The organism is Citrobacter sp. Igbk 17, assembly GCF_028069775.1.
Lineage (GTDB): Bacteria > Pseudomonadota > Gammaproteobacteria > Enterobacterales > Enterobacteriaceae > Citrobacter.
Window position 1 is genome coordinate 51,579 of sequence record NZ_JANEWI010000024.1, and the last position, 26,830, is coordinate 78,408.

At 51.9% G+C, this 26,830-nt stretch carries 23 protein-coding genes; 5 read left to right on the top strand and 18 right to left on the bottom strand.

The window, feature by feature from the left end:
- Nucleotides 1–29 precede the first annotated feature (29 nt).
- Together cmoA and cmoB are read left to right on the top strand one after the other, a co-directional pair.
- Nucleotides 30–773: a carboxy-S-adenosyl-L-methionine synthase CmoA gene (gene cmoA / locus NNO08_RS14985; RefSeq protein WP_271441785.1), complete on the top strand. Its 744-nt coding sequence runs from the start codon at nucleotides 30–32 to the stop codon at nucleotides 771–773.
- Nucleotides 770–1,738, top strand: coding sequence for a tRNA 5-methoxyuridine(34)/uridine 5-oxyacetic acid(34) synthase CmoB (gene cmoB / locus NNO08_RS14990; protein ID WP_271457008.1), 969 nt, complete (start codon nucleotides 770–772; stop codon nucleotides 1,736–1,738). Before cmoA ends, cmoB begins: the two co-directional genes overlap by 4 nt.
- A gap of 235 nt (nucleotides 1,739–1,973) precedes the next feature.
- Here cmoB and cutC read toward each other — a convergent pair whose 3' ends face one another.
- Complete coding sequence (cutC, locus tag NNO08_RS14995) at nucleotides 1,974–2,720, bottom strand: copper homeostasis protein CutC (protein ID WP_271457009.1); 747 nt, start codon at nucleotides 2,718–2,720, stop codon at nucleotides 1,974–1,976.
- Nucleotides 2,721–2,723: 3 nt separating this feature from the next.
- A complete protein-coding gene (locus tag NNO08_RS15000; protein WP_202038388.1) occupies nucleotides 2,724–3,290 on the bottom strand; it encodes a VOC family protein in 567 nt (188 codons plus the stop codon).
- Between the two features lie 238 nt (nucleotides 3,291–3,528).
- On the opposite strand from NNO08_RS15000, the gene argS reads away from it, so the two are divergent.
- The gene (gene argS / locus NNO08_RS15005) at nucleotides 3,529–5,262 is read left to right on the top strand and encodes an arginine--tRNA ligase (RefSeq protein ID WP_271441781.1); all 1,734 of its coding nucleotides are present in this window, start codon (nucleotides 3,529–3,531) and stop codon (nucleotides 5,260–5,262) included.
- 274 nt (nucleotides 5,263–5,536) lie between these two features.
- On the top strand, nucleotides 5,537–7,474 hold the full coding sequence (mrdA, locus tag NNO08_RS15010; protein WP_271457010.1) for a penicillin-binding protein 2: 1,938 nt from the start codon (nucleotides 5,537–5,539) through the stop codon (nucleotides 7,472–7,474).
- Here mrdA and bglB read toward each other — a convergent pair.
- From bglB to tar, 10 genes are all read right to left on the bottom strand, one after another.
- Nucleotides 7,446–8,585 carry a beta-galactosidase BglB gene (gene bglB, locus NNO08_RS15015; RefSeq protein ID WP_271457011.1) on the bottom strand — a complete coding sequence of 380 codons (1,140 nt, stop codon included), beginning with the start codon at nucleotides 8,583–8,585 and terminating at the stop codon, nucleotides 7,446–7,448. The genes mrdA and bglB overlap by 29 nt on opposite strands.
- A gap of 329 nt (nucleotides 8,586–8,914) precedes the next feature.
- Complete coding sequence (gene flhE, locus NNO08_RS15020; protein ID WP_271457012.1) at nucleotides 8,915–9,307, bottom strand: flagellar protein FlhE; 393 nt, start codon at nucleotides 9,305–9,307, stop codon at nucleotides 8,915–8,917.
- The gene (gene flhA / locus NNO08_RS15025; RefSeq protein WP_048211356.1) at nucleotides 9,307–11,385 is read right to left on the bottom strand and encodes a flagellar biosynthesis protein FlhA; all 2,079 of its coding nucleotides are present in this window, start codon (nucleotides 11,383–11,385) and stop codon (nucleotides 9,307–9,309) included. Before flhA ends, flhE begins: the two co-directional genes overlap by 1 nt.
- On the bottom strand, nucleotides 11,378–12,529 hold the full coding sequence (gene flhB / locus NNO08_RS15030; protein ID WP_271441778.1) for a flagellar biosynthesis protein FlhB: 1,152 nt from the start codon (nucleotides 12,527–12,529) through the stop codon (nucleotides 11,378–11,380). Before flhB ends, flhA begins: the two co-directional genes overlap by 8 nt.
- A 168-nt stretch (nucleotides 12,530–12,697) precedes the next feature.
- Nucleotides 12,698–13,342: a protein phosphatase CheZ gene (gene cheZ / locus NNO08_RS15035; RefSeq protein ID WP_040232409.1), complete on the bottom strand. Its 645-nt coding sequence runs from the start codon at nucleotides 13,340–13,342 to the stop codon at nucleotides 12,698–12,700.
- Between the two features lie 10 nt (nucleotides 13,343–13,352).
- On the bottom strand, nucleotides 13,353–13,742 hold the full coding sequence (gene cheY, locus NNO08_RS15040) for a chemotaxis response regulator CheY (protein ID WP_005127682.1): 390 nt from the start codon (nucleotides 13,740–13,742) through the stop codon (nucleotides 13,353–13,355).
- A 17-nt stretch (nucleotides 13,743–13,759) separates the two neighbouring features.
- Nucleotides 13,760–14,809, bottom strand: a complete 1,050-nt coding sequence (locus NNO08_RS15045) for a protein-glutamate methylesterase/protein-glutamine glutaminase (protein ID WP_005127683.1) — start codon at nucleotides 14,807–14,809, stop codon at nucleotides 13,760–13,762.
- Nucleotides 14,806–15,672 carry a protein-glutamate O-methyltransferase CheR gene (cheR, locus tag NNO08_RS15050; protein ID WP_271441777.1) on the bottom strand — a complete coding sequence of 289 codons (867 nt, stop codon included), beginning with the start codon at nucleotides 15,670–15,672 and terminating at the stop codon, nucleotides 14,806–14,808. Before cheR ends, NNO08_RS15045 begins: the two co-directional genes overlap by 4 nt.
- A 19-nt stretch (nucleotides 15,673–15,691) precedes the next feature.
- Nucleotides 15,692–17,293, bottom strand: a complete 1,602-nt coding sequence (gene tap, locus NNO08_RS15055) for a methyl-accepting chemotaxis protein IV (protein WP_271457013.1) — start codon at nucleotides 17,291–17,293, stop codon at nucleotides 15,692–15,694.
- A gap of 43 nt (nucleotides 17,294–17,336) precedes the next feature.
- Nucleotides 17,337–18,989 (bottom strand): methyl-accepting chemotaxis protein II, encoded by a 1,653-nt coding sequence (gene tar / locus NNO08_RS15060; protein WP_271457014.1) that lies wholly within the window; start codon nucleotides 18,987–18,989, stop codon nucleotides 17,337–17,339.
- Between the two features lie 407 nt (nucleotides 18,990–19,396).
- Between tar and NNO08_RS15065 the strand changes: the two genes are divergently transcribed.
- Nucleotides 19,397–20,656 (top strand): dicarboxylate/amino acid:cation symporter, encoded by a 1,260-nt coding sequence (locus NNO08_RS15065; RefSeq protein WP_271442789.1) that lies wholly within the window; start codon nucleotides 19,397–19,399, stop codon nucleotides 20,654–20,656.
- A 76-nt stretch (nucleotides 20,657–20,732) separates the two neighbouring features.
- On the opposite strand, the gene cheW is transcribed toward NNO08_RS15065, so the two are convergent.
- The 6 genes from cheW to flhD form a co-directional block, all read right to left on the bottom strand.
- Complete coding sequence (gene cheW, locus NNO08_RS15070) at nucleotides 20,733–21,236, bottom strand: chemotaxis protein CheW (RefSeq protein ID WP_003034638.1); 504 nt, start codon at nucleotides 21,234–21,236, stop codon at nucleotides 20,733–20,735.
- A 21-nt stretch (nucleotides 21,237–21,257) separates the two neighbouring features.
- The gene (gene cheA / locus NNO08_RS15075) at nucleotides 21,258–23,309 is read right to left on the bottom strand and encodes a chemotaxis protein CheA (protein WP_271457015.1); all 2,052 of its coding nucleotides are present in this window, start codon (nucleotides 23,307–23,309) and stop codon (nucleotides 21,258–21,260) included.
- Between the two features lie 4 nt (nucleotides 23,310–23,313).
- Nucleotides 23,314–24,243, bottom strand: a complete 930-nt coding sequence (gene motB / locus NNO08_RS15080; protein WP_271442788.1) for a flagellar motor protein MotB — start codon at nucleotides 24,241–24,243, stop codon at nucleotides 23,314–23,316.
- A complete protein-coding gene (gene motA, locus NNO08_RS15085; RefSeq protein WP_005127691.1) occupies nucleotides 24,240–25,127 on the bottom strand; it encodes a flagellar motor stator protein MotA in 888 nt (295 codons plus the stop codon). Before motA ends, motB begins: the two co-directional genes overlap by 4 nt.
- A gap of 124 nt (nucleotides 25,128–25,251) precedes the next feature.
- Nucleotides 25,252–25,830, bottom strand: a complete 579-nt coding sequence (flhC, locus tag NNO08_RS15090) for a flagellar transcriptional regulator FlhC (RefSeq protein ID WP_005127694.1) — start codon at nucleotides 25,828–25,830, stop codon at nucleotides 25,252–25,254.
- A gap of 2 nt (nucleotides 25,831–25,832) precedes the next feature.
- The gene (gene flhD / locus NNO08_RS15095) at nucleotides 25,833–26,174 is read right to left on the bottom strand and encodes a flagellar transcriptional regulator FlhD (RefSeq protein ID WP_040232414.1); all 342 of its coding nucleotides are present in this window, start codon (nucleotides 26,172–26,174) and stop codon (nucleotides 25,833–25,835) included.
- Between the last annotated feature and the right edge of the window lie 656 nt (nucleotides 26,175–26,830).

Sequence of the window (26,830 nt, forward strand, 5' to 3'; positions counted from 1 at the left end):
CCACTTTATTTTTCCCGGATTTTTACGTTATGTCTCACCGCGACACGCTTTTTTCTGCGCCTATCGCCAGTCTGGGTGACTGGACCTTTGATGAACGGGTAGCTGAAGTCTTCCCGGATATGATCCAGCGTTCCGTTCCCGGCTATTCCAATATCATCTCCATGATTGGCATGCTGGCCGAACGTTTCGTGCAACCCAACACGCAGGTCTACGATCTGGGCTGCTCTTTGGGCGCAGCGACGCTCTCGGTGCGTCGCAATATCCATCATGAGAATTGCAAAATTATCGCCGTTGATAACTCGCCGGCGATGGTTGAACGCTGTCGTCGTCATATCGATGCCTATAAAGCCCCTACGCCTGTTGACGTGGTCGAAGGCGATATTCGCAACATCACTATCGAAAACGCCTCGATGGTGGTGCTGAATTTTACCCTGCAATTCCTTGAGCCACCTGAGCGCCAGGCATTGTTGGATAAGATTTATCAGGGGTTGAACCCCGGCGGTGCGCTGGTGCTATCCGAGAAGTTCAGCTTCGAAGATGCCAAAGTTGGCGAACTGCTGTTCAACATGCACCACGACTTCAAACGCGCCAATGGCTACAGCGAACTGGAAATCAGCCAGAAGCGCAGCATGCTGGAGAACGTGATGCTGACCGACTCCGTAGAAACACACAAAGCGCGACTGCATCAGGCAGGCTTTGAGCACAGCGAATTGTGGTTCCAGTGCTTCAACTTTGGGTCACTGGTCGCGTTGAAATCTGAGGTTCCGGCATGACAGACTTTGGTAACTTTTATCAGCTGATTGCCAAAAACCATCTTTCCCATTGGCTGGAAACGCTCCCGGCGCAAATCGCCGCCTGGCAACGCGATCAACATGGGTTGTTTAAGCAGTGGTCGAATGCCGTGGAGTTTCTGCCGGAACTGACGCCGCATCGTCTGGATTTACTGCATAGCGTGACTGCCGAAAGCGAGGAGCCGCTCAGCGAAGGGCAGATCAAACGGATTGATACGCTGATGCGTCATCTCATGCCGTGGCGCAAAGGTCCATATTCGCTGTACGGCGTCAATATTGATACCGAATGGCGTTCCGACTGGAAGTGGGATCGCGTTCTGCCGCATTTATCCGATCTGACCGGGCGAACCATTCTCGACGTGGGCTGCGGTAGTGGCTATCACATGTGGCGCATGATTGGCGCGGGTGCTCATCTGGCTGTCGGTATCGATCCTACGCAGTTGTTCCTGTGTCAGTTTGAAGCAGTACGTAAATTGCTGGGTAACGATCAGCGCGCTCACCTGCTGCCGCTGGGTATCGAACAGCTTCCGGCACTGAACGCGTTTGATACCGTATTCTCTATGGGCGTGCTTTATCACCGTCGCTCACCGCTGGAACATCTCTGGCAGTTGAAAGATCAACTGGTAAAAGACGGAGAGCTGGTGCTGGAAACACTGGTGGTCGAAGGTGATGAGAATACCGTTCTGGTACCAGGTGACCGCTACGCGCAAATGCGTAACGTCTACTTTATTCCATCCGCACTGGCGCTGATAAACTGGCTGGAAAAATGTGGATTTGTGGATGTCCGTATCGCCGACGTCTGTGTCACTACCACAGAAGAGCAGCGTCGCACCGAATGGATGATAACCGAGTCACTGGCCGATTTCCTCGACCCGAATGACAGCAGTAAAACACTGGAAGGTTACCCTGCCCCATTACGTGCCGTGTTAATTGCACGTAAGCCATGATGGATTGCCGAATGACCGTTACGTATAGCACCGTTTCTCCAAAATAGTTCAAGTTGCAGCAAGGCGGCAACGCAGCAAACCCCCGGGAGCGTAGATAACTACGTGACCGGGGTGCGCGAGGCGGCCAACGCTGCTGCGGCTTGAAATATGAAGGAGAAAAAAAGGCCCCTGTTGAATTGGCAGGGGCCTGGTACGAGCAAGCATCATATTGGGCGACATGATGCAACGGTAAAAATCAGCTGGCCTGGTGGTGCGCAATGATTGCCTTCATTTCAGCAACCGCCGCCCCGTCTACCGCATAGCGGGAATATTCATCCGCCTGCGTATCCGAAGACATCGACAACCCCGAATTGCGATACCGCATGGGTGAAGCCAGCCATACTCCGGCAGAACTGTGGACTTCCTGCACTCCAGCGTTGAGGAACAGGGATAAATTCGCGGCGCGAACCCCCGCTCCGGCCATAATGATTGGAGCATCCACCTGCGCAATAAGTTCCATTATTTTTGTTAAACCTTGCGCTGCATCTGATTTTTGCCCGGAAGTCAGCACTCTGGCGACACCCAAATCGGACAATTTATTCAGCGCATTTAATGGGTTGGCGCACATATCGAAGGCCCGATGAAACGTCACATTTAGCGGGCCCGCAGCAACCATTATTTTTTCCATGCGTGGCATATCGACATTGCCGTCCACATTGAGAATGCCGGTCACCAGCCCTGAAAAACCTAAATCTCTGACCATCGCGATATCATCAAGCATCGCGGCAAATTCACCGTCGGTGTAACAAAAATCACCCCCACGCGGGCGGATAATGGGATTAACAGGAATAGAGACATGCTGGCGTACTGAGCGCAACACCCCCAGCGACGGCGTTAATCCCCCTTCTTTGGGCGCCGAGCACAGTTCAATACGATCAGCCCCCTGACGCTGCGCGGTGCGTGCGCACTCCATGCTGTAACAGCAGATTTCCAGTAATGCCATCACTCACTCCTGTTGCTCGCTTGCGACAATCGCTTCAATTGACCACGGATGAAATTTGAGGGTGACGCTGCCATCACTCACCGCCAGTGTCGGATTCGGTAAACGCTCACGCTCTCCTTTTGGCGAGCTGGTTTTCACGAAAATCCCCGGCTGACTCAATCCTTCATCAGAAAGCAGCGCCAGCGCACGCGCGTTCAGTGTTTCCGGCGCACCGGGCAGAACGATTTCGATATGCTCCCACCCCTCGTGCGGGTAACGCTTTTCACCTGGCCATGGCAACTCAACCACCGAAAACTGCCAGTGAGCGACACAAACCGGCTCATCCAGTTTGAACAGGCAAATCGGTCTGCCATTAATGATATTTTCCGATAGCAGCTCTCCACACTGTTCAAATCCCCGACGCCAGCGCTCTGCGGTGGTATTTTGATGGCAGCGCAAAGAGATATGATCGGCATCCAGCGATGAAATATCCAGACCCAGACGGGTGGAAAGTTCCGTTAACGCTTGAATGAAATGTGGTAAATCTGCGGAAATATCATGCAGTTCTGTAACTGTTTGCCAGTTCGCCATAATGAAAGCTCATATCGATGTTCAAAGCCGCTAATTTACTCTGTTGCGTAGTCCCATCCAACTGCTGATTTTTTCGAACGGAGTATGAATAATTATACGTAATAACAGTGTCTGTATTTTAGGCTGTGCGCCGTACTCGCAATGCTGACGGCAACGGGCATTTGCAGTATACTCCCGCCCTAAATTCTTAAACTGGTGCGGTGAATTTTATCCCGCTTCATAAATGTAAGGTATTCCGGTGAATATTCAGGCTCTTCTCTCAGAAAAAGTTAGTCAGGCCATGATTGCTGCAGGTGCACCTGCAGATTGCGAACCGCAGGTTCGTCAGTCAGCAAAAGTACAGTTCGGCGACTATCAGGCCAACGGCATGATGGCAGTTGCTAAAAAACTGGGTATGGCGCCGCGACAACTGGCAGAGCAGGTGCTGACTCATCTGGATCTCAGCGGGATTGCCAGCAAAGTTGAAATTGCAGGCCCAGGCTTTATCAACATTTTTCTCGATCCGGCATTCCTCGCGCAGCATGTTCAGCAGGCGCTGACTTCCGATCGCCTGGGCGTCACTCAACCGGCAAAACAAACGGTTGTTGTTGACTACTCCGCACCTAACGTGGCGAAAGAGATGCACGTGGGCCACCTGCGTTCCACCATCATCGGTGACGCCGCGGTGCGTACGCTGGAGTTTCTCGGCCATAACGTTATTCGCGCCAACCACGTCGGCGACTGGGGCACCCAGTTCGGCATGCTGATCGCATGGCTGGAAAAACAGCAGCAGGAAAATGCCGGAGAAATGGCGCTGGCAGACCTGGAAGGTTTCTACCGCGATGCGAAGAAACACTACGACGAAGATGAAGCCTTCGCCGAGCGTGCTCGTAGCTATGTAGTGAAACTGCAGGGCGGGGATGAATATTTCCGCGAGATGTGGCGCAAGCTCGTCGACATCACTATGTCGCAGAACCAGTTAACCTATGACCGTCTGAACGTCACCCTGACCCGTGACGACGTGATGGGCGAAAGCCTGTACAACCCGATGCTACCGGGCATTGTTGCTGACCTGAAAGCCAAAGGTCTGGCTGTTGAGAGCGAAGGCGCTACCGTTGTATTCCTTGATGAGTATAAAAACAAGGAAGGTGAACCGATGGGCGTCATCATTCAGAAGAAAGATGGCGGCTATCTCTACACCACGACCGATATCGCCTGTGCGAAGTATCGTTACGAAACGCTGCATGCCGACCGCGTCCTCTATTACATTGACTCCCGTCAGCATCAGCATTTAATGCAGGCATGGACTATCGTGCGTAAAGCCGGTTATGTGCCGGACTCCGTACCGCTGGAACACCATATGTTCGGCATGATGCTGGGTAAAGACGGTAAGCCATTCAAAACTCGCGCTGGCGGTACTGTAAAACTGGCCGACCTGCTGGATGAAGCGCTGGAACGTGCGCGTCGTCTGGTGGCCGAGAAGAACCCGGATATGCCCGCTGATGAGCTGGAAAAACTGGCGAATGCCGTCGGTATCGGTGCGGTGAAATATGCGGATCTGTCGAAAAACCGTACCACCGACTATATCTTCGACTGGGACAACATGCTGGCCTTCGAAGGCAATACAGCACCGTATATGCAGTATGCCTACACCCGCGTACTTTCCGTGTTCCGTAAAGCGGATATCGACGAAAACGCGCTGGCCAGCGCACAGGTTATTATCAGTGAAGATCGCGAAGCTCAGTTGGCCGCGCGCCTGCTGCAGTTCGAAGAGACGCTGACCGTTGTCGCACGTGAAGGTACGCCGCACGTAATGTGCGCTTATCTGTACGACGTTGCAGGCCTGTTCTCTGGCTTCTACGAACACTGCCCGATCCTCAGCGCTGAGAATGAAGAGATTCGTAACAGCCGTCTGAAACTGGCGCAACTGACGGCGAAAACGCTGAAACTGGGTCTGGATACGCTGGGTATCGAAACCGTAGAACGCATGTAATCGCCTCGAGTGATGTGAAAGCCCGCGCTATGTCGCGGGCTTTTTTATTATGACCTTACCTGCCCTCATAGGCCTGATAAGTGAAGCTCCATCAGGCGGTCAGACGCACCTTGCCGGATGGCGGCGTAAGCGCCTTATCCGGCCTACTGATAGCATCAATTTGTAACAACTCACAAGGAATGACACATTTCCGTAGAGGGATGGTACATTTTTTGCCTGTCATCCCGTTTACGCCTCCGTATCATGAGGCGGCGAATTAATCGGGTACGGGTCAATGACATTCAGAGATTTTGAGGCGGAAGAAAGACTTTTCCAGCGGCGTGTAATGGTGGCCTTTGGCCTGGTCGTCATCTGTTTTGGCATCCTGATTTATAACCTCTACAACTTACAAATCCGTCAACACCAGTATTACACCACCCGATCGGATGCAAACGACATCAAAATGCTGCCCGTCGCCCCAACGCGCGGTATCATTTACGATCGCAACGGCATTCCGCTGGTACGAAATGTCACCTGGTACGACATTTCTGTTACGCCGTATAAAATCAGCGATATGGACGCCCTGCTGAAGCAACTCACGCCGATTGTTGACCTCACGCCAGATGATATTGACCAGTTTCGCCATGAACTGAAGGCCAGCAGTCGCTATCGCCCGGTAGTACTTAAAAATGCGCTGACCGATGTAGAAATTGCCCGTTTCTCTGTGAACCAGTTCCATTTCAGCGGCGTGACCATCAATAGCTACGAAGATCGCCAGTATCCTTATGGGGCGGAGCTGGCACATGTACTTGGCTATGTATCAAAAATCAACGATAGCGATCTGAAAGCACTGGATAAAAAAGGGCTGGCAGAGAACTACGCCGCCGACCACAACATCGGTAAGCAGGGCATTGAGCACTACTACGAAAATGACCTACACGGCAAAACGGGTTATCAGGAAGTGGAAGTTGATAATCACGGGCGTATTGTACGTTTGATTAAAGACGTCCCCCCTGTCGCCGGCAAAGATATTCATCTGACGCTGGATTTACACTTACAGGAATACATTGAAAGCCTGCTGGTGGGACAACGCGCCGCGGTGCTGGTGGAAGATCCCCATGATGGTTCCGTGCTGGCAATGGTCTCAAACCCCAGCTACGATCCAAACCCGTTTGTAAAAGGCATCAGCTACCAGGATTACAACACGCTGTTGCAGGATAAAGACCTGCCATTAATTAACCGCGTCACCCAGGGGTTATATCCTCCCGCCTCAACGGTAAAACCGTACATGGCGATGTCAGCCTTATTAAACGGGGTGATCACCCCACAAACCAGCTTCTTTGGCGCCCCGACATGGACACTCCCCGGCACCGAACGGCATTACCGCGACTGGAAAAAAACAGGACACGGCATGCTGGATGTGACCAAAGCGATTGAAGAATCAGCGGATACGTTCTTCTATCAGGTGGCGTACATGATGGGGATCGACCGTATTAACAGCATGCTTAGCCAGTTTGGCTACGGCAAACCTACCGGTATCGATCTTGATGAAGAGTACAACGGTCTGCTGCCAAGCCGCGACTGGAAACAACGGGTGCATAAAAAAGCCTGGTACCAGGGAGATACCATTTCGGTCGGCATCGGCCAGGGCTACTGGATTGCCACGCCAATTCAGATGGTAAAAGCGATGGTCGCACTGATTAACAACGGGAAAGTTATTGCCCCTCACCTGCTACAGGATGAAGAGAGCGGCAAATCAATCACCCACTATCAGGCACCGGCGGCACCCGCGCAAATAGCCTCAGCCTCATCACCGTACTGGAGCCTGGTACGCCAGGCCATGTTCGGCATGGCGAATGCACCTAACGGTACCGGGTATAAATTTTTCCATACGGCACCTTATGGCATCGCGGCCAAAAGCGGAACATCACAAGTCTTTAGCCTGAAAGAAAACCAGACTTACAATGCGAAGATGATCCCCATCCGACTGCGCGACCACGTGTTCTATACCGCATTTGCGCCGTATAAGAATCCAAAAGTCGCCATCGCATTGATTCTGGAAAACGGCGGCAGCGACGGGGTTACCGCCGCGCCGGTCATGCGCCAAATCATGGATCATCTGTTTGCGCCGCAGGACAACACTGGGCAACCCGATGCAGCAGGACAATCTGGCCCGGTCAGCACCGCATCAGCGGACAACACGATTAATAGTACTTACGCAAGTATTCGGTGAGGCACAGCATTGCCATGGCCTGCCCGTAAGGCATAGAGGTGAGTGGGATGTTGTGGTAGAAATCGAGATTGTGCCCCATGCCGGTGCCAAATGAGGTTTGTAGCAACTCCCCTTCCGGGGAAATGTGTTGCACAATACCTCTGATAGCTTTCTCCGCCACCCCCGCATATTCCTGACCGACATAGCGTTTACGCACCGCTTTGAGAATACCGTAAGCGAATCCAGCTGTTGCAGATGCTTCCAGATATGACTGAGGATCATCCAGTAAGGTGTGCCACAATCCGCTCTCATCCTGACATTCCGCCAGGGCTGCAATTTGCGCATTGAGAACCTGCACCAGATAACGGTGAATGGCGCTGTTTGGCGGCAAATCGATAAGTTCAAGGAAGTCCGGGATCACAATCGTAAGCCAACTATTACCTCGCGCCCAACGGGCGTTCGCGAAGTTATGCCGCCCCACATAGCTCCAGCCGTGGAACCACAGCCCCGTTTCCTTATCCATCAGATTTTGTACATGCAGCAGAAACTGATACGTGGCCTCTTCGATATACTCAGGACGATTGAGCAACTTGCCAATTTTCGCCAGAGGCAGCACCGTCATCATCAGTGTGTCATCCCACATCTGCTGATGGTTTTCTTCTGCCAGCGTGATGTGTTGCATACCGCCAAACTCAGTACGGGGCATCTGATGCATGGCCCACTCTGCCCATGCGTCAAGCCAGGGCAGATACGCCGGATTACGCGTTTCTTCATAGCGATATGCCAGTGTTAAAAACGGGGCCATCGTGTTGACGTTTTTGGTCGTCGCCCCTTCCGCAAAGCGTTCGGCAAACCAGCTATCGATAATGTCGCGCATCGTCTCATCACCGGTTTGCTGATAATACTGATACATTCCGTACAGGCCGACGCCGTGAGTCCACTCCCATCCGGCCCAGCCTTTGGTATCAATAACACGTCCGTCATCCAGTCGCAGCAAGAACTCGCCCGTTTCATCATGAATATTGACCAGGTTATGCGTCACCTTTTTAATGAGCGTTTTTAATTCATCCCTGGATATAAAATGTTCTGGTTGACGCAACAATGGACTGTGTTTAACCGGGTAAACAATCATTTCCTTAACCTCTGTCAGTGTCGAATTCAATGCTGCGCCCTGTTCCAGTTTCGGCGCGGCAGGTTTATTACGATTCAGGTAACCCTGTGTGTTGTTACCCTAAAGTGATGTGTAAACATTGGGCATCATTACCGGGCCACAGTAAAAGCTAACCGCAGGGGAAACCTTTTTGTTTCTGCCAGGGATTTTTGCGAAATGGCAATAGCACAAAGAGTCCGACAACACAGGTCACTAATTTTATAAAACAGCGTTTCTTTTTAATCAGGATAGTCGTTCAGAACTGCGAGGTGGCCAGCAGTTTCGCCTGCTGGCCGACGTAAAGAAGGGAATTAACGGTAGTTCACAATCACCTGATTGCTCTGAACCTGCAAGGCAGGGATCAGGCGACCGCCACCAGGCACTTCCCAGACGAAGTGCATGGGTTCAATCGCAGGGACACTATTAAAGCCATTAGTGGTCCCGCTTTGCCCATCCAGTTCGACACAACGGGACTGAGAGCATAAGCGCACACGTAATCCCGCAGGCGTAGGCCCATTTAATTCATAGCGCCAGGCGACCAGCGTCATCAGGCCTGAAACGGGCTGGCTGGGAACCAAAGGCGAAGATGAAGCCGACTCCCCACGATAATTTAAGGTAATCCCCATACCGCTTGCCTGCCATGTCCCTTCCCCGGCAGCCTGTACAGCCAGCGGGAAAAACAACAGCCAAAGAAATTTACGCATTATTTACCTCCAATGGTCGCGGTCATACGGATATGGCGGTTATCGGAAAGCTCCATATTCGACAACACCACCAACTGCGGAATACTGCGCCGTAAAAAACGCGCAAGGAGAGGTCGCAGCGCATGATTCACCAGCAATACTGGCGGCGCACCCAACATTTCCTGACGAGACAGTGCTTCCTGCGTCTGCGCCAGCAACCGGTCTGCCAGACCAGGTTCAAGGCCCCCACCGCCCTGTAACGCTTGTAACAACAGGCGCTCAAGCGGTGTATCGAGTCCGATAACCTGAACTTCCTCGTTTCCCGGGAACCACTGCTGAGTAATCGCCCGTCCAAGCGCCACACGCACCACTGCGGTAAGTTCATGCGGATCATTCTGTAACGGGGCATGTTCCGCCAACGTTTCAAGAATGGTGCGCATATCACGAATAGGGACTTTTTCATCCAACAGGTTCTGCAGCACTTTGTGCAGTGTGGTCAGCGTGACCACACCCGGCACCAGATCTTCTGTCAGTTTCGGCATCTCTTGTGAAACACGATCCAACAGCTGTTGCGCCTCCTGACGACCAAATAGCTCTGCGGCAAACTGACCAATCAAATGGTTCAGATGTGTGGCAACCACTGTACTGGCTTCAACAACGGTGAAGCCCTGAATTTGCGCCTGCTCTTTTAGCGCACTTTCAATCCAAATAGCATCCAGTCCAAAGGCAGGATCAACCGTTTTCTCCCCTGGCAGCGATCCGGCTGCGGTACCAGGGTTGATAGCCAACCAGCGCCCAGGGTAAGCATCACCACTACCAATCTCAACCCCTTTCATCAGAATACGATAGCGGGCAGGTTGCAGATCCATATTGTCGCGAATGTGTACCACTGGCGGCAGGAACCCCATATCCTGGGCAAATTTCTTACGAATGCTGCGAATACGCCCCAGCAATTCGCCGTCCTGTTGGAAGTCCACCATCGGAATCAGGCGATACCCAACCTCCATTCCCAGCGTGTCTTCCAGCTGTACATCACTCCACGTCGCTTCTACCACCGAGTTGTTTTCCGGCATTTTCACCGGCTGAGCTTCTTCTGGTGCTTTTTGCTCGCGTCCGCGCATCCACCAGGCCAGCCCCAGTAATGCCGCGGTAAACATCAGAAACACCAGGTTTGGCATTCCCGGTACCAACCCCAATAAACCGAGGACCGCCGCACTAAGCAGCATGACGCTTGGGTTGCTGAACAACTGGGTGACCATCTGTTCACCCACGTCCTGATCGGTACTCACGCGGGTTACGATAACCCCCGCCGCCGTTGAGATAACCAGCGCAGGGATCTGTGCTACCAGCCCGTCACCAATGGTCAGCAGGGTATAGCTTTCTGCCGCGCTGCCCATGCTCATACCGTGCTGCAACACCCCAACCAGCAAGCCGCCAACCACGTTGATGACCATAATCAGAATACCGGCGATGGCATCCCCACGAACAAATTTACTCGCACCGTCCATGGAGCCGTAAAAATCGGCTTCCTGTGTCACTTCAGAACGGCGTTTTTTGGCTTCATCTTCACCAATCAATCCCGCATTCAGATCGGCGTCAATCGCCATCTGCTTACCCGGCATCCCGTCCAGCACGAAACGCGCACCCACTTCAGCGATACGTCCCGCACCTTTGGTGATAACCATAAAGTTAATGATGACGAGAATGACGAAGACCACGATACCGATGGCAAAGTTACCGCCGACCAGGAAGTGACCAAAGGCTTCCACCACCTTACCTGCCGCCGCTGCACCTGTATGTCCTTCCATCAATATGATACGCGTAGACGCGACGTTCAGTGCCAGGCGCAACAAGGTGGTGAACAGCAGAATCGTTGGGAATGCGGCGAATTCAAGCGTGCGCTGGGTGAACATCGCCACCAACAGCACCATGATCGACAGTGCAATGTTAAAGGTGAACAGTAAATCGAGGATGAAGGCCGGAAGCGGCAGCACCATCATCGACAGGATCAGCAGAATGAGGATCGGCCCGGCAAGAATTTGCCATTGCGTGGATTTCAGGTTGCCGGGCAGACGCAGCATCGCGACCAGATTAGCCATCAGTATTCTTCTCGTTCATAAAATCCAGTGCTTCAGGCACCGGAAGGTTTCCAGGTTGTGGTGGCGGCGTGCCGCCAGCCAGACGCCAGCGTTTTAGCTGCCATACCCATGCCAACACTTCGGCAACGGCGGCATACAATTGGCCAGGTATTTGCTGACCGATCTCAGCATGGCGATATAACGCACGAGCCAGAGGCGGTGCTTCTAACGTTGGGACACGGTGCTCCGCGCCAATCTCTCGAATACGCAATGCCACCAGTCCGGCCCCTTTAGCCACAACTTTTGGCGCGCTCATTTTGTTTTCGTCGTACTGCAAGGCAACCGAATAGTGCGTAGGGTTGGTCACAATAACATCCGCCTTCGGCACATCTGCCATCATGCGGCGCTGTGCGGCCGCACGCTGCATCTGGCGAATTTTGCCCTTAACGTGCGGATCACCTTCGCTTTGTTTAAATTCGTCACGGATATCCTGACGCGACATCCGCAGTTTTTTTACGTGGCTATAAATCTGGAAAAAGACGTCAAACCCCACCATCGGAATGACGCCAAGCACCACCAGCAATGCGCACATACCGACTAAATCCAGCGCATTACCCATCGCCGTAATCGGGGATTCGGCCATCAGGCGCATCATCTCTGGCCAGTTATGCCAGAGATAGAATCCCGCCACGCTACCCACTAATGTGGATTTCAATATGGCTTTAAGCAGCTCAGCCCCGGTTTGCGCCGAGAACATACGCTTAATACCCGGTAACGGATTCAGCTTTGAGAATTTGGGTTGCAGCGATTTACCACTGAAGATCAAGCCGCCAAGCATCACCGGGGAGATCAATGCCACCAGCACAACCCCGGTAATCAGCGGCAACAACGCAATCATGGCGTCTTTAATCAACAGAATGATTTGGCTCAGGATCAGGTTAGGGTCATTGACCATACTGTGGTCAAAGCGTAATCCAGTTGACAGCATGCCTGCCAACCTACGGGCGAGCGACTCCCCACCAATCCAGATAATGCACACGCCCACCAGCAAAATAAGCAGTGAGGTTAGCTCCTTGGATCGGGGTATCTGCCCTTCTTCCCGTGCTTTTTCAAGTCGGTGGGGTGTGGGGGCTTCTGTTTTGTCGTCGTCGCTTTCTTCTGCCACGCATCAGACCCTGGATAGAGATATAGGCGTGAATGATGCCAGAACAGCTATACAACAATGGGGAGAGTAAGCGGTAAAAAAGACGGGATTTATGGCTTTAACGCCAATTGCCGATGAATAACATGTAAGCCGGATGAGAAGTTTCCTCCCGCATCCGGCAAATACACATCAGAAACCGAGGCTATCCAGCAGGTCGTCAACCTGATCCTGGCTTGCCACTACGCCGGCTTTTGAAGTGTCAACCTGCGGACCATTCAGCAAACTTTCGTTCTCGCGTTTTGGTCGGGCGCCCTGCTCCGGAATGTTTTCCAGCAGCACCATCAGCAGTTGACGTTCAATCTCCTGGATAACATCCATCATGCGCTTGATAACCTGACCGGTGAGATCCTGGAAATCCTGCGCCATCATGATGTCCAGCAATTGGGCATTGGTAAAGCTGGTATGACCGGGGACATCACCAAGGAACTGGCGGGTATCAGTGACCAGTTCACGGGCATCGGACAGTTCAATCGGATTTTCGAACCATTCATCCCAGCGTTTGGTCAGGTCTTTTGCCCCTTTTTCCATGGCATCCTGGTGTGGCTGTGAAGCTTCTACGCTGTTCAGCGCGCGCTCTGCCGCCTGTGCAGTCATTTGTACAACGTAGTCCAGGCGATCGCGCGCGTCGGGAATGGCTTCCGCCGCTTCGGCAATGGCCTGATCCAGCCCCAGTTCACGCAGGCTGTCGCGCAGCATTCGGGTTAAACTACCGATGCGCGCAATGATGTCCCCTGCTGAGTGTTCGTCAACAGGTTTAATTTGTGGTTGCATCATCATCACATCCTCACATGCCCAGTTTCTCAAAGATCTTATTGAGTTTTTCTTCCAGCGTCGCCGCGGTGAACGGTTTTACAACATAACCACTGGCACCTGCCTGTGCTGCCGCGATAATGTTTTCTTTCTTCGCTTCTGCCGTCACCATCAGCACTGGCAGAGCAGACATGCTGCCATCAGCACGAATGGTTTTCAGCAGTTCAAGACCGTCCATGTTAGGCATGTTCCAGTCGGAAATAACAAACCCGAATCCCCCTGCCTGCAGTTTGTTCAACGCGTCAACACCATCTTCAGCTTCTTCAACGTTGTTGAACCCCAGTTCCTTCAGCAGGTTACGCACAATGCGACGCATGGTGGAAAAGTCATCCACAACCAAAAACCTAAGCTCTTTATCCGCCATAAAAATAAACTCCTGATTCAAATACGTATTGCCTGTCCGGCACTGATTTTCGCCAGCATTTGCTGGCTTACCTGGCTAAGATCGACCACTTCGCTTACGCCACCCATATTGATGGCCTCGCGCGGCATGCCGAACACCACACAACTTGCTTCGTTTTGCGCAATGGTCCAGGCACCAGCCTGGTTCATCGCTAACATTCCGGCGGCCCCATCGTTGCCCATACCGGTCAGGATCACCCCGACGGCATTGCGCCCCGCATGTTTCGCCACCGAATGAAACAGCACATCCACTGAAGGCCGATGCCGGTTAACCGGCGGACCATCATGAATTTTGATCTGGTAGTTCGCCCCGCTACGCGCCAGTTCCATATGCTTGTCGCCAGGGGCGATATACGCATGCCCTGGGAGCACGCGCTCTCCGTCTTCTGCCTCTTTCACGGTTATCTGACACAGTTTGTTCAGACGTTCGGCGAACGAACGGGTAAATCCTGGCGGCATATGCTGGGTAATAAGAATACCGGGACTTGAAAGCGGCAATGGCTGGAGTACATGACGAATTGCCTCTGTTCCTCCGGTTGATGCACCGATGACCAGCAGTTTTTCCGAACTGAGTAACGGCCCCGCCTTCAAGGTCGCTGGCGCTGCCGTGGGTTTGTGGGCGGCCAGTTTTGCGCGCGATGCAGTGCGGATTTTCTCCGCAATCATCTCGCTATACGCCAGCATTCCTTCGCGGATCCCCAGTTGAGGTTTGGTAACAAAGTCAATCGCCCCCAGTTCCAGGGCCCGCAGCGTGACCTCAGAACCTTTGCCAGTCAGTGAAGAGACCATCACCACGGGCATCGGACGCAGACGCATCAGTTTTTCAAGAAAATCGAGGCCGTCCATGCGCGGCATTTCAACATCCAGCGTCAGAACGTCGGGATTAAATTTTTTGATGAGATCCCGCGCAACCAAAGGATCAGGCGCTGTCGCAACCATCTCCATATCGCTGTGGCTGTTAATAATCTCGGTCATGATTTGACGCATCAATGCAGAATCATCAACCGACAATACCCTGATTTTACTCATGCTTTATCCTTACCTAGCGCATACACCGTCTGCCCGCGCAGGCTAAACTCGCGCACGAGGTTGCTAAAGTTTTCTGAATGACCGGCAAACAGCAGTCCGTCAGGTTTAAGGAGTGGAACAAAACGGTGCAAAATGTCCTGCTGAGTCGTTTTGTCAAAATAGATCATGACGTTACGACAGAATATGGCGTCGAACGGGCCTGGCACATTGTATTTTTTGTCCAGTAGGTTCACGCTGGAAAATTCAACATGGCTTGCCAGTTCTTGCCGTACACGTACCAGCCCTTCATGAGGTCCGGTACCGCGCATGAAATAGCGTTGCAGCTGCTGTGGCGACAACGTTTTTAGCTCATCAAGGCGGTAAATACCGCTTCTTGCCTTTTCCAACACCTCAGTATCAATGTCGCTCGCAAAAACACGCCAGCGACCCGGTGCCATACCCAGGGTATCGGCCAACGTAATTGCAATACTGTAAGGTTCTTCTCCGGTAGACGCTGCCGCGCTCCAGACGCGATATTCACCGCTGCGTCGACGGGCGTGGTCAGACAGCACCGGAAAGTGATGCCCTTCGCGAAAAAAAGCGGTCAGGTTGGTGGTCAGGGAGTTAATAAAAGCCTGCCACTCAGCACTGTTCTGGTTGGCTTCCAGCATGCTGAGATAGCGACCAAAATCATCCAGTCCCAGGGTACGCAACCGGCGAACCAGGCGGTTATAGACCATGTCCCGCTTGTGGTCGGCCAGCACGATCCCCGCGCGCTGATAGATTAATTGACATATCCGACGAAAATGCGCGTCAGACAGCGCGAGGCGCTGTGTCATCTGTAACAATAATGACGTTTGCCCGGAGGGCAGAGATGATGTCATAGCGCCTTCTCAATCACATTCAGGATACAACGGGCACAACCTGCGGTTGCGCCAATTCTTGTTGTGTTACGGTTTGCTCTTCAAGCTTAAAAAACGCGACACAGGCGGAAAGATTATCTGCCTGGGTAGCTAACTGCTCAGTGGCGGCTGCCGCTTCTTCCACCAGCCCGGCGTTCTGCTGTGTGACAGAATCCATCTGGCTGACGGCTTGCGCCACCTGCTCAATGCCTCTGCGTTGTTCATCGGAGGCCGAGGCAATCTCCCCCATGATGTCGTTAACCCGGGTAACCGAGCTAACAATCTCTGTCATCGTGCGCGCCGCCATATCCACCAGTTGCGATCCCTGATGAACGCGGGTGACGGACTCTTCGATCAGCCCTTTAATTTCTTTCGCGGCCTGCGCGCTACGGCTTGCCAGATTGCGGACCTCTCCGGCGACCACGGCGAAACCGCGCCCCTGTTCACCGGCACGGGCAGCTTCTACCGCGGCGTTTAACGCCAGGATGTTGGTCTGGAAGGCGATGCTGTCAATCACACTGGTGATGTCACCTATCTTCTGCGAGCTGGCAGAAATCTCATGCATAGTGCTGGCAACCTTAGCCGTCTGTTCCCCTCCTTTATGCGCTGTATCGGCCGCACTTTTGGCAATGCCTGAAGCTTGTCGCGCGTTATCCGCATTTTGCCCCACGGTGGCGGTAAGCTGTTCCATACTGGCTGCCGTTTGCGCCAGCGATGCCGCCTGCTGTTCAGTTCGCGAGGACAGATCGTTATTACCCATCGCGATTTCCGAGATCCCGGTATGCATTGCCGAGCTCCCCTGGCGTACCTCACTGACCGTCTCACGCAGTGCCTGTTGCATCGCTTTCAGGCTGGCAAAAATGGCTGAAATCTCATTACGGCCATATACCGCTATCGGTCGCGCCAGATTACCGGCCGCAATGCTGTCGAAATGGCTACCGATGATAGCCAGTGGCTGTACAATCATTTTTCGCGACCAGTACAGCGCTGCAGTCGTTAACAGTGCCGCCAGTACCAGCATGGTGGCGAAAATCACCCCGGACATATGGTAACTACGCTGGCTGTGGTCCTCTGCTTTTTGCAATACCAGGTTGATGTTGTTCTGCCACGCCGTAAAGTTTGCATCAAAGGCATCCTGTGAAGCCTGTACCGGCGCGGTCAAAAAATCCGACAACTGGTTATTTTCCAGCCAGGTTGCCTGGTGAACCAGATCGCTATGCCATTGACTGAAACTTTTCGCGGTTGCGCTTTGCAGCGCCTTCCCCTCTTCTGCCGTCTCTGTCGTCGCCATAAAGCGTTTAAACATCGATTCGGACTGGGCCAGGCTGTCCTGTGCAATCACCATCAGCGCTTTGATATCCTCTGGCGGATAGCTCAAAGCCGTCAGCGTTCCTGCTTTATTAAGGGCAGTACTGGCCTGTAATAACACAGCGCGGGTTTGCGCCAGCGCAGCGCGTTGCTGATTACTCTGTTCGACCTGGTTCAGGTTCTGAAAACCATCCCTAAATGCCCAGAAGGACAAGCCATTACTGCCAATCTGCAAAACACCACAGAGGATTAAAATCAAAAACAGCGTGGTCGAAATTCGAATACGATTAAACATCAACGCTCCCATCAGGCGGCGCAGGCCGCGGTTTAGCTGTCAGTCAAAATGTTTCCCAATGCGTATCTTGTTCGGTAGCGAGCTGGCGCGGTTGTGACGCCGGAGTCGATGTTGCAGGTAGTCGCGTCTTTGATGATGAAGGACGTGACGCGAGGCGGAATGTCGATACCGACTGGGTCAGGCGACTGGCCTGCTCCTCGAGTGCGGCAGCGGCAGCGGCCGACTCCTGCACCAGCGAGGCGTTCTGTTGCGTAACCCGGTCCATTTCAGACACAGCGAGCGCAACCTGATCTATCCCTCGACTTTGTTCATCGGATGCCGAGGCGATTTCCCCCATGATGTCGGTCACACGCGTGACCGCATTAACGATGTCATGCATGGTTTCCCCGGCGCTTTCTACCAATACAGAACCGGTATCAACCCGCGATACAGAATCTTCAATTAGCGCTTTAATCTCTTTTGCTGCCTGCGCACTGCGGCTTGCCAGGTTTCGCACTTCACCAGCAACGACGGCAAAACCACGGCCTTGTTCACCTGCACGCGCAGCTTCTACCGCCGCATTCAGCGCAAGAATGTTTGTCTGGAATGCAATGCCATCAATAACGCTAATGATGTCGGCAATTTTCTTCGAACTATCGGCGATTTCGTGCATGGTATTCACCACGCTATCAACCACTTTGCCGCCATGTTGTGCGGTGTCGGAGGCGCTTTTCGCCAGTTGAGAGGCCTGACGCGCATTGTCCGCATTTTGCTTCACGGTAGCCGTCAACTGTTCCATGCTGGCTGCTGTTTCTTCCAGCGCGGAAGCCTGTTGTTCGGTACGGGATGAAAGATCGGTGTTACCGCTGGCAATTTCACTGGTACCGGAATAAATCGCATCCGAACCTTCGCGCACCAGGGTTACTGTTTCGGTCAGCGAACGCTGCATATGATCGACCGTGCTGGCCAGTTCACCAATTTCATTACGGCCGCTTACAGCCAGAGTTGCGGTTAAGTTACCGCTGGCAATTTCACGGATATGCGCAATGACGCGGGACAAAGGGCTCAGCAAGGCATGACGGATGCCATACCACACCACCACCAGAATCAGTACCAGCACGACAGCCAGAATGCCGAGTTGCCATTGGGCAAAATGGTAATCGCATGCGCTTTGATCGAAGGCCTGTCGGTAGAGTTTCTCGCTAACATCTGCATATTTACCTAACGCTTCACCGAGGGCGTTTTGCATGCCCTGAGTTGGTTGTGCAAAATATGCATCCATGTTGCCGTTTTCAAGGAACTGGACGAGCTCCACCAGGGCTGCATGGTACTGCTGATATTTTTCATCGACGTTGCCGCTGGCATCCGTCATATCAGGCAACGGCGTGATTTTTTTGAAATTAGCGTAATGCTTTTCGGCTTGCGCCAGCGACGTTTTCGCATTCTTAAGCAGATCGTTCTTCGCGCTGCTCTGCTGGTTGGACGCATCCATCATCATGCGCGCAGAGGAACGACTCAAATTGATGCGTGTTTGCAGCATCAGGTCCCATGTCGAGGTGAGTTCACTTTGCTGCTGTCGTAGATCGTTAGAAATAACAAAACTTTGCTGATTCTGCTGCAATGAAGAAAACAACAGACCACCGGAAACAAGCTGTAGCAGTGCGAAAACCCCCAGCACCATCATCAGCATTGTGACAACGCGGATACGGTTAAACATAAGGCACCTTCCTGAAAACGAGTTATCAACATTATCGGCATTCACTGAGATAACTTTACGTTTGCAAAAAGGAAATCCAGCAGGAAAGCAAGGCCCGGCGGGAGAAGGGAAAAACTGAGGAATAGAAACCACAACTCATTTACATAAAAACATCATAATTATCATGCAAATAACATTTTCAACCACCCTGTTTGACCACTATTTGTATTCCCCCCCTCCCTTTTCCTGTGATACCGATCACATAACCATCCGCCGAATACCACAACAAAACGGATAAAAAATTAAAAAAAGTTGTATCTGCCTGGACTTTAATTCAATTTATATGATGAATACTTCGTTACCACTTAATAAGTATAAAAAATGAGTAACTGATTAATAAATGTTAAATCCTTACTGAGGGCTTTTTAGTGGCAAATGCAAACAAACTCACGCTCTTTATCGTGATCTTCATGCTGGCGGGGATCCTGTCGGGTGCGGTGATCCACACCTATGCCTCCCCCGGCGTCGTTACCGCCTGGGCTGATAATATTACGCTGCTCACCGACATCTTTTTGCGGCTGATAAAAATGGTCATCGCACCGTTAGTCTTCAGCACTCTGACCGTCGGAATCATGCGTCTGGGAGAAACCTCCACCATCGGGCGCGTTGGCGGCAAAGCGATGATCTGGTTTATCAGCTCGTCCGTGCTGTCTATTTTGGTTGGCCTGTTTGTTGTCTCACTTGAACAACCCGGGAGCGGGCTGAACCTGGCCATTCCACTGGAAGCTACTGACACCGGACTTGCCGTCGGCGGTATGAGCCTGAAAGGTTTTCTGTCTCATACCATTCCTACCAGTATTGCCGAAGCGATGGCGAATAATGAGATCCTACAAATTGTCGTGTTCTCAATGTTCTTCGGTATTGGTGGGGCATCGTTGGGAGAGAAATTTAACGCGCCGCTGGTCGCCGCACTGGATGTGGTTTCACACATTATGTTGAAAGTGACGGGCTATGTTATGTACGTCGCGCCGCTGGCAATTTTCGCCGCTATCTCTTCCGTTATCTCCACGCAGGGCCTGGGTATTCTGCTCAACTACGCGTCATTTATTGGCGGCTACTACGTCGCTATTCTGCTGACCTGCCTGGTCCTGTTGGCAGTGGGCTATCTGGTGCTGAAGAAAGAGGTGTTCCGCCTGGTCAGTATGCTCAAAGATCCGGTGTTGGTCGCCTTCACTACCAGCAGTTCGGAAGCGGCCTACCCTAAAACGCTGGAGCAATTAACCAAATTTGGCTGCTCACGTAACATCGTGTCGTTCGTGCTGCCGATTGGCTATTCGTTCAACCTGGTCGGTTCGATGGTGTACTGCTCGTTCGCCTCCATGTTTATCGCACAGGCTTATAACATCCACCTTTCCTTCGCGGAAATTACCGTGCTGATGCTGACATTGATGCTGGCGTCAAAAGGGATTGCTGGCGTACCGCGTTCAGCGCTGGTGGTGCTGGCGGCCACCATTCCAAGCTTTAATATTCCTGTTGCAGGGATCCTGTTACTGATGGGCATCGACCATTTCCTTGATATGGGGCGCTCAGCGATTAACGTATTGGGTAACGGAATTGCGACAGCGATGCTGGCGCAGAAGGAAGGGTTACTGGAAGCTGAACCTGAGCTGATTGAACGAGAAGCGTAAGGGGGAAGTCTGCCGGACGCGCTACGCTTATCCGGCCTGCAACAATAATCGTTGTAGGCCGGATTCGGTATGGCGATTACGCGACGTGACTGGCAGCAATATCTAACAGCGCCATTTCTTCGCTGTTCAGCAGTTTCTCAATATTCACCAGAATCAGCATCCGGTCACCCAACGCCCCCAGCCCGGTCAGATATTCCGTAGACAAGGTAACAGCAAATTCAGGCGCAGGACGGATTTGATCCGTCGTCAGCGACAGCACGTCGGATACACCATCAACAACGATTCCCACCACACGCTGACCCAGATTCAGGACAATCACGACGGTGTTTTCATTGTAATCCACATCGCTCTGGCTGAACTTCACACGCAGATCAACGATCGGCACAATCACACCGCGCAGGTTTGTCACACCTTTAATAAAGGCTGGCGTATTGGCAATACGCGTAACCTGATCGTAGCCGCGAATTTCCTGCACTTTCAGGATATCGATACCGTACTCTTCATCCCCCAACGTAAACACGAGGAATTCCTGACCTGACGGTTCGCCGGCCAGTTTAGTTACATTACTCATACCGGTCATATTCTTCCCTTTCTTACTCAATCAGGCGGCTGTGATTGCCACACGTTGTTCGCGGTTTAACCCCTGCAATGCAGAGACATCGACAATCAGCGCGACGCTACCGTCGCCGAGGATCGTTGCTGCGGAAATGCCTGGCACTTTGCGGTAGTTGCTTTCCAGGTTTTTTACCACTACCTGATGTTGACCAATTAACTGATCGACCAGCAACGCGTAGCGACGCCCTGCACTTTGTAAAATCACTACAATACCCTGAGTTGCTTCAGTTTTTGCACCTTCAACCTCAAAGACTTTCCACAACTCAACCAGCGGTAAATACTCACCACGCACTTCCAGAACACGCTCTCCCCCGGCCAGCGGATGGAGATCTTCTTCCCGAGGTTGCAGAGACTCCATTACCGCATTCAGCGGCAGGATAAACACTTCATCGGCTACACGAACAGACATACCATCAAGGATAGCCAGCGTCAGCGGCAACAAAATACGGATGGTTGTGCCCTGGCCCTGTTTCGACTGGATCTCAACGTGCCCGCCCATCTCCTGGATATTTCGCTTCACCACGTCCATACCGACACCACGCCCGGAAACATCCGTTACCTGCTCGGCGGTTGAGAATCCCGGGGCGAAGATCAGCATGCCAACTTCGTCATCGCTCATGTTTTCGTGGATTGGCATCCCCTGGGAAATCGCTTTCGCCAGGATACGTTCGCGGTTCAGACCCGCGCCATCATCGGTCACTTCGATACAAATATTCCCGCCCTGGTGTTCGGCAGAGAGTGTCAGATTACCAATCGGACTTTTCCCGGATTCGATGCGTTTTTCCGGCAATTCAATACCGTGATCGAGGCTGTTACGCACCAGGTGCGTCAACGGATCGATAATACGTTCGATCAGACTCTTATCCAGTTCGGTGGAGCTACCGACCTGGGTCAGTTCAACCTGTTTACCCAATTTACCCGCCAGATCGCGCACCAGGCGCGGGAAGCGGCTAAAAACATATTCCATCGGCATCATACGAATCGACATCACCGATTCCTGCAGATCGCGGGCGTTACGTTGTAACTGCCCCATGCTGGTGATGAGATCGCCATGATTTACCGGATCCAGTTCGTTCGAACGCTGAGCCAGCATTGACTGTGTGATGACCAGTTCACCCACCAGGTTAATCAGTTGATCGACCTTCTCAACCGCCACGCGGATACTGGTCGATTCACTGGCCCGCGCAGGTTTCTCACGCTCTGCTCGTCCATGCGGTGCTTCGTTGGCGGTCGCTTTGACCACCGGCGCAGGTGCTGGTGCAGCAACCGGCAGTGGCTGTGGTTCGACGACATCAGCAACAGCTGGCGTTTCTGCAGTAGTCGGCGCAGCAGTGATGGTTTCGAACTCAATCTGATCCGCTTCAATGACGAAGCAGAGCACAGCAATAATGTCATCTTCGGCGAGGCTACCGTCGATCGTAGCCGACAGCGTGTCAGCACCTTTGACCACATCGCTCAAGGTCGCCAGATTCCCCAGTTCCTCTTCCAGTAAATCGACTTCACTGGCTTTAAGGCGCGAGAGAATGATCCGCTTTTTGACCTCTTCAGCGGCAGGGGCGGCTTGTGCAACCACCTCGTCTTGTATCGCCGTGCTATCAACAACGCTCAATTTGGCGCTATTGACCACCGCGGGCGCGGTTTCACCTTTTGCTTCGAGCGCTAACTGTCGTAACGCATTACAAATGTACTCAAAGCTGGCGGCATCCGGCTCCTCTGAGTTTTTATAGGCGTCGAGCTGTTCCTGCATAATATCTTTCGTTTCCAAAAACAGGTTGATAATGTCGGCATTGAGCTGCATCTCGCCACGCCGCGCTTCATCCAGCAGGTTTTCCATCAGATGGGTCGTTTCCTGCAAAATGGTAAAGCCGAAAGTGCCCGCCCCGCCTTTAATCGAGTGCGCTGCACGAAAAATGGCATTCAGCTGTTCGGAGTCCGGGGCTTCAGGCACCAGATCCAGCAGGTGTTGCTCCATGTCAGCCAACAGTTCGTCAGCTTCATCAAAAAATGTCTGATAAAAATCGCTAATATCCATGCTCACGCTATCACCTCGGATTGGCTGGTGGCGATGTGGGAACGCTTGCCGGCGGCACCGCCGCGGGCTGTTGTAAGACACTTACCGGCTCATTCTGGCTTTCAGCGTTTTCATGCAAAATGGCCTCTTCGGCCTGCTTATTCAGAACCAGCAGGCTTATACGGCGGTTGATGGCGTCCTCGGGACCGCGATCGCTCAGACGCATCGTGGCGGCCATACCTACCACCCGTAATACTTTTCCATCATCCAGTCCACCGCTGACCAACTCGCGACGCGATGCATTGGCGCGATCGGCTGACAGTTCCCAGTTGCTATATCCCTTCTCACCGTTGGCATAGGGATAATCATCTGTATGACCAGAAAGACTGATACGGTTTGGGATCCCGTTCAGTACAGGCGCAATCGCCCGCAAAATATCACGCATGTAAGGTTCAACCTCTGCGCTTCCGGTTTTAAACATCGGGCGGTTCTGACTGTCGATAATCTGTATCCGCAGCCCTTCCTGGACCAAATCAATTTTCAGATGTGGGCGCAGTGCGCGTAGCTTAGGGTCGGATTCAATCAGCTGATCGAGATCGCCACGTAGCTTGCTCAGGCGGCTTTGCTCCATACGCTTTCTCAGGTCATCAATGTTGGGCTGCTTGTTTACTTCCCCCTGCTGCTGGGTGTAATCATCACCCCCACCGGGAATTGGGCTTTGGCTGTTCGAGATCCGATTTCCCCCCGTCACCGCAGTAGCCAGCGGTGTACGGAAATATTCGGCAATTTGAATCAGTTCTTTAGGGCTGGAGATGGAAATAAGCCACATCACCAGAAAGAAGGCCATCATCGCGGTCATAAAATCGGCGTAGGCAATTTTCCACGAACCATGCGCCCCACCACCGTGATTTTTATGTTTACGTCGCTTTACGACGATAATGGGATGGGCCTGATTTTTCATGCGTCCTCGGTCGTCTGCTGCGCTGCTGGATTTCTCACTGCACGAACATGCTCTTCCAGTTCGATAAACGAAGGACGCTCGCTGGAATACAACGTCTTACGACCAAACTCAACCGCAATCGGTGGCGCGTAGCCATTCAGATTGGAGAGCAGAGTGATCTTCACACACTGCATCATCTTGGTTGTTTCAGCGCTTTTCTGTCGCAGGACGCTGGCGAGTGGGGAAATAAATCCATAGGCCAGTAAAATACCGAGGAATGTCCCTACCATGGCATGTGCAATCAGAGCACCCAGTTCAGCCGCCGGACGATCGGCAGAAGCCAGCGCATGTACAACCCCCATCACCGCAGCCACGATCCCGAACGCTGGCAATGAGTCACCGACCATCGCAAGACTGTTAGCCGGAACTTCGGCCTCACTTTCATGCGTCTCAATCTCTTCGTCCATCAGCGCTTCAATTTCAAACGTATTCATGTTGCCGCTGATAATCAGACGCAGGTAATCGACAATAAAATCAAGCATCACTGCATCCGCAAGAATACGCGGATAGCTGGCGAAAATTTCACTCTCTTTTGGATTTTCGATATCGCGTTCAAGCGAGAACATGCCTTGCTGACGTGACTTAGCCATCAGGCGGTAGAGTAACGCCAGCAGGTCCATATACATGGCTTTGGTATATTTCGAACGCCGAAAAAGCAACGGGATCGCTTTCATCGTCCCTTTGATGGCTTTACCGTTGTTGCCAACAATGAATGCCCCGATACCTGCGCCACCGATGATCACCAGCTCAGCCGGTTGATAGAGTGCCCCAAGGTGTCCGCCGGTCATCATGTAACCGCCGAAAACTGTACCAATAACAACCAGGTAACCTAATAAGATAAGCACGACATCATCCTTTCGCAATTGACTATGACAGGATGCGCAGTCGGGCAGTTAACTCATGGTCAGGACAAAAAAAAGCAGCGGTAATCGCTTACCGCTGCTGGAGTGTTTATCCACACCGTATCAGTTAAACAGCCTGTTCGATCTGTTCATCCAGCAGTTGTGGAATAATATCGGCAGCATTCTGGGAAAGTTTACGTCTTTTTACGGCTCGCGATGGCGGCTGACATAAACTGCAGGCAAAGCTGCCTGCGGGTTGGTGCGCGTGGGTAATAAAATTTCCGCCGCAGCAGTTACAGGCGGACAATTCAAGCAAACCACTGTCAACAAAACGGACAAGGGTCCACGCACGAGTAAGCGCCAACAATGGCCCTTCTTCTGGCTGCGGGCACTGCTCAAGATATAACCGATACGCCTTAATCACAGCATCCACGCCGCTACACAAACCGGTTTTAAGCAGAAATTGCCATGCATTACAAAACATCGATGCATGAATATTTTGTTCCCACGTCATAAACCAGTCGGTGGAAAACGGAAGCATCCCTTTTGGCGGAGGACTACCGCGTAATTCTTTGTACAGCTTGATGAGTCGGCCACGGCTTAATTGCGTTTCGCTTTCCAGCATTTGCAAACGGGCGCCCAATGTGATTAATTCCATCGCTAACTGGATATCACGCGCTTCCTGAACAATGCTTTTTTCGCTCATCATCAAGCCCTTTTCTTACGCGCTGCGTCATCAATGTCGTTAAGCAGGCGTGTTGAAAGCATGATACCGGTATGAATTTGCTGAAGATCGTCAACGCGGGAATCTTGCGTCAAACGCGTTACAGTCTGATGATCGTCGAAACGGAAATGGCATACCAGTTGATTGGTTTCAGCCAATTTGACCATTTGAGGAAGTGTTAATGTTGCCAATGTATCCGCCATCTCTTCGCTGATACCCAAGCGGAACATTGCAGATGCTTTGTCCTGAACGATCAAACGCTGTGCAAGCAATAAATACGACAAATTGATGTCATAAATGTGTTTCAGCAACTCGGATGTATGCATTATTTGCATCCATAATAACCAACATTATTTTCATGCGGCAGAACCGCACCCCGTGATGTCGCCGGGAAGGCCCGGTAAAAAAAAGCAAAAGGTCAAATACATAGCAACGTGATGGCGCTTACGCGTTGTCTAAACATTCCTTTCTTAGAATGCCGCGTCCCTTACAAGCTCACATCATTTCTTACAAATGTCTAAGATTTTTCCTAATTCGACGCAACTCTACCCGCCACCCGTTACACATACAACGTAGCCATGCTGCGAATTTAAAGAATATGTGACGCAGATCACATAATCAGGCTAAACACTTAACATAAATCCATCAGCCCAGCTTTTACTTTGGCTATTTTTTAAACCATCGTTATCTCATTCAATTCCAGCCATACGAATAATCTTGCAATAAAAGCGAATAGTATTCTGTTCACGCACGTTAATATCACGCACTGAAATAGCGAGCTGGATCACAGATTTAATATGAAATACATTTTCAATTAAATCCTTAACAAACAATAACTTAAATATTAAGACTGATTAATTAATACCGGGCTGTGATAACCGTTTAAATGTTAATGGATGTGTATTTTTTATTAACAGATTGTTTTTATTAGAGAGGAGTTTAACTTAAATCAACCGAACGAATTTACAGCTTATATGAAGTG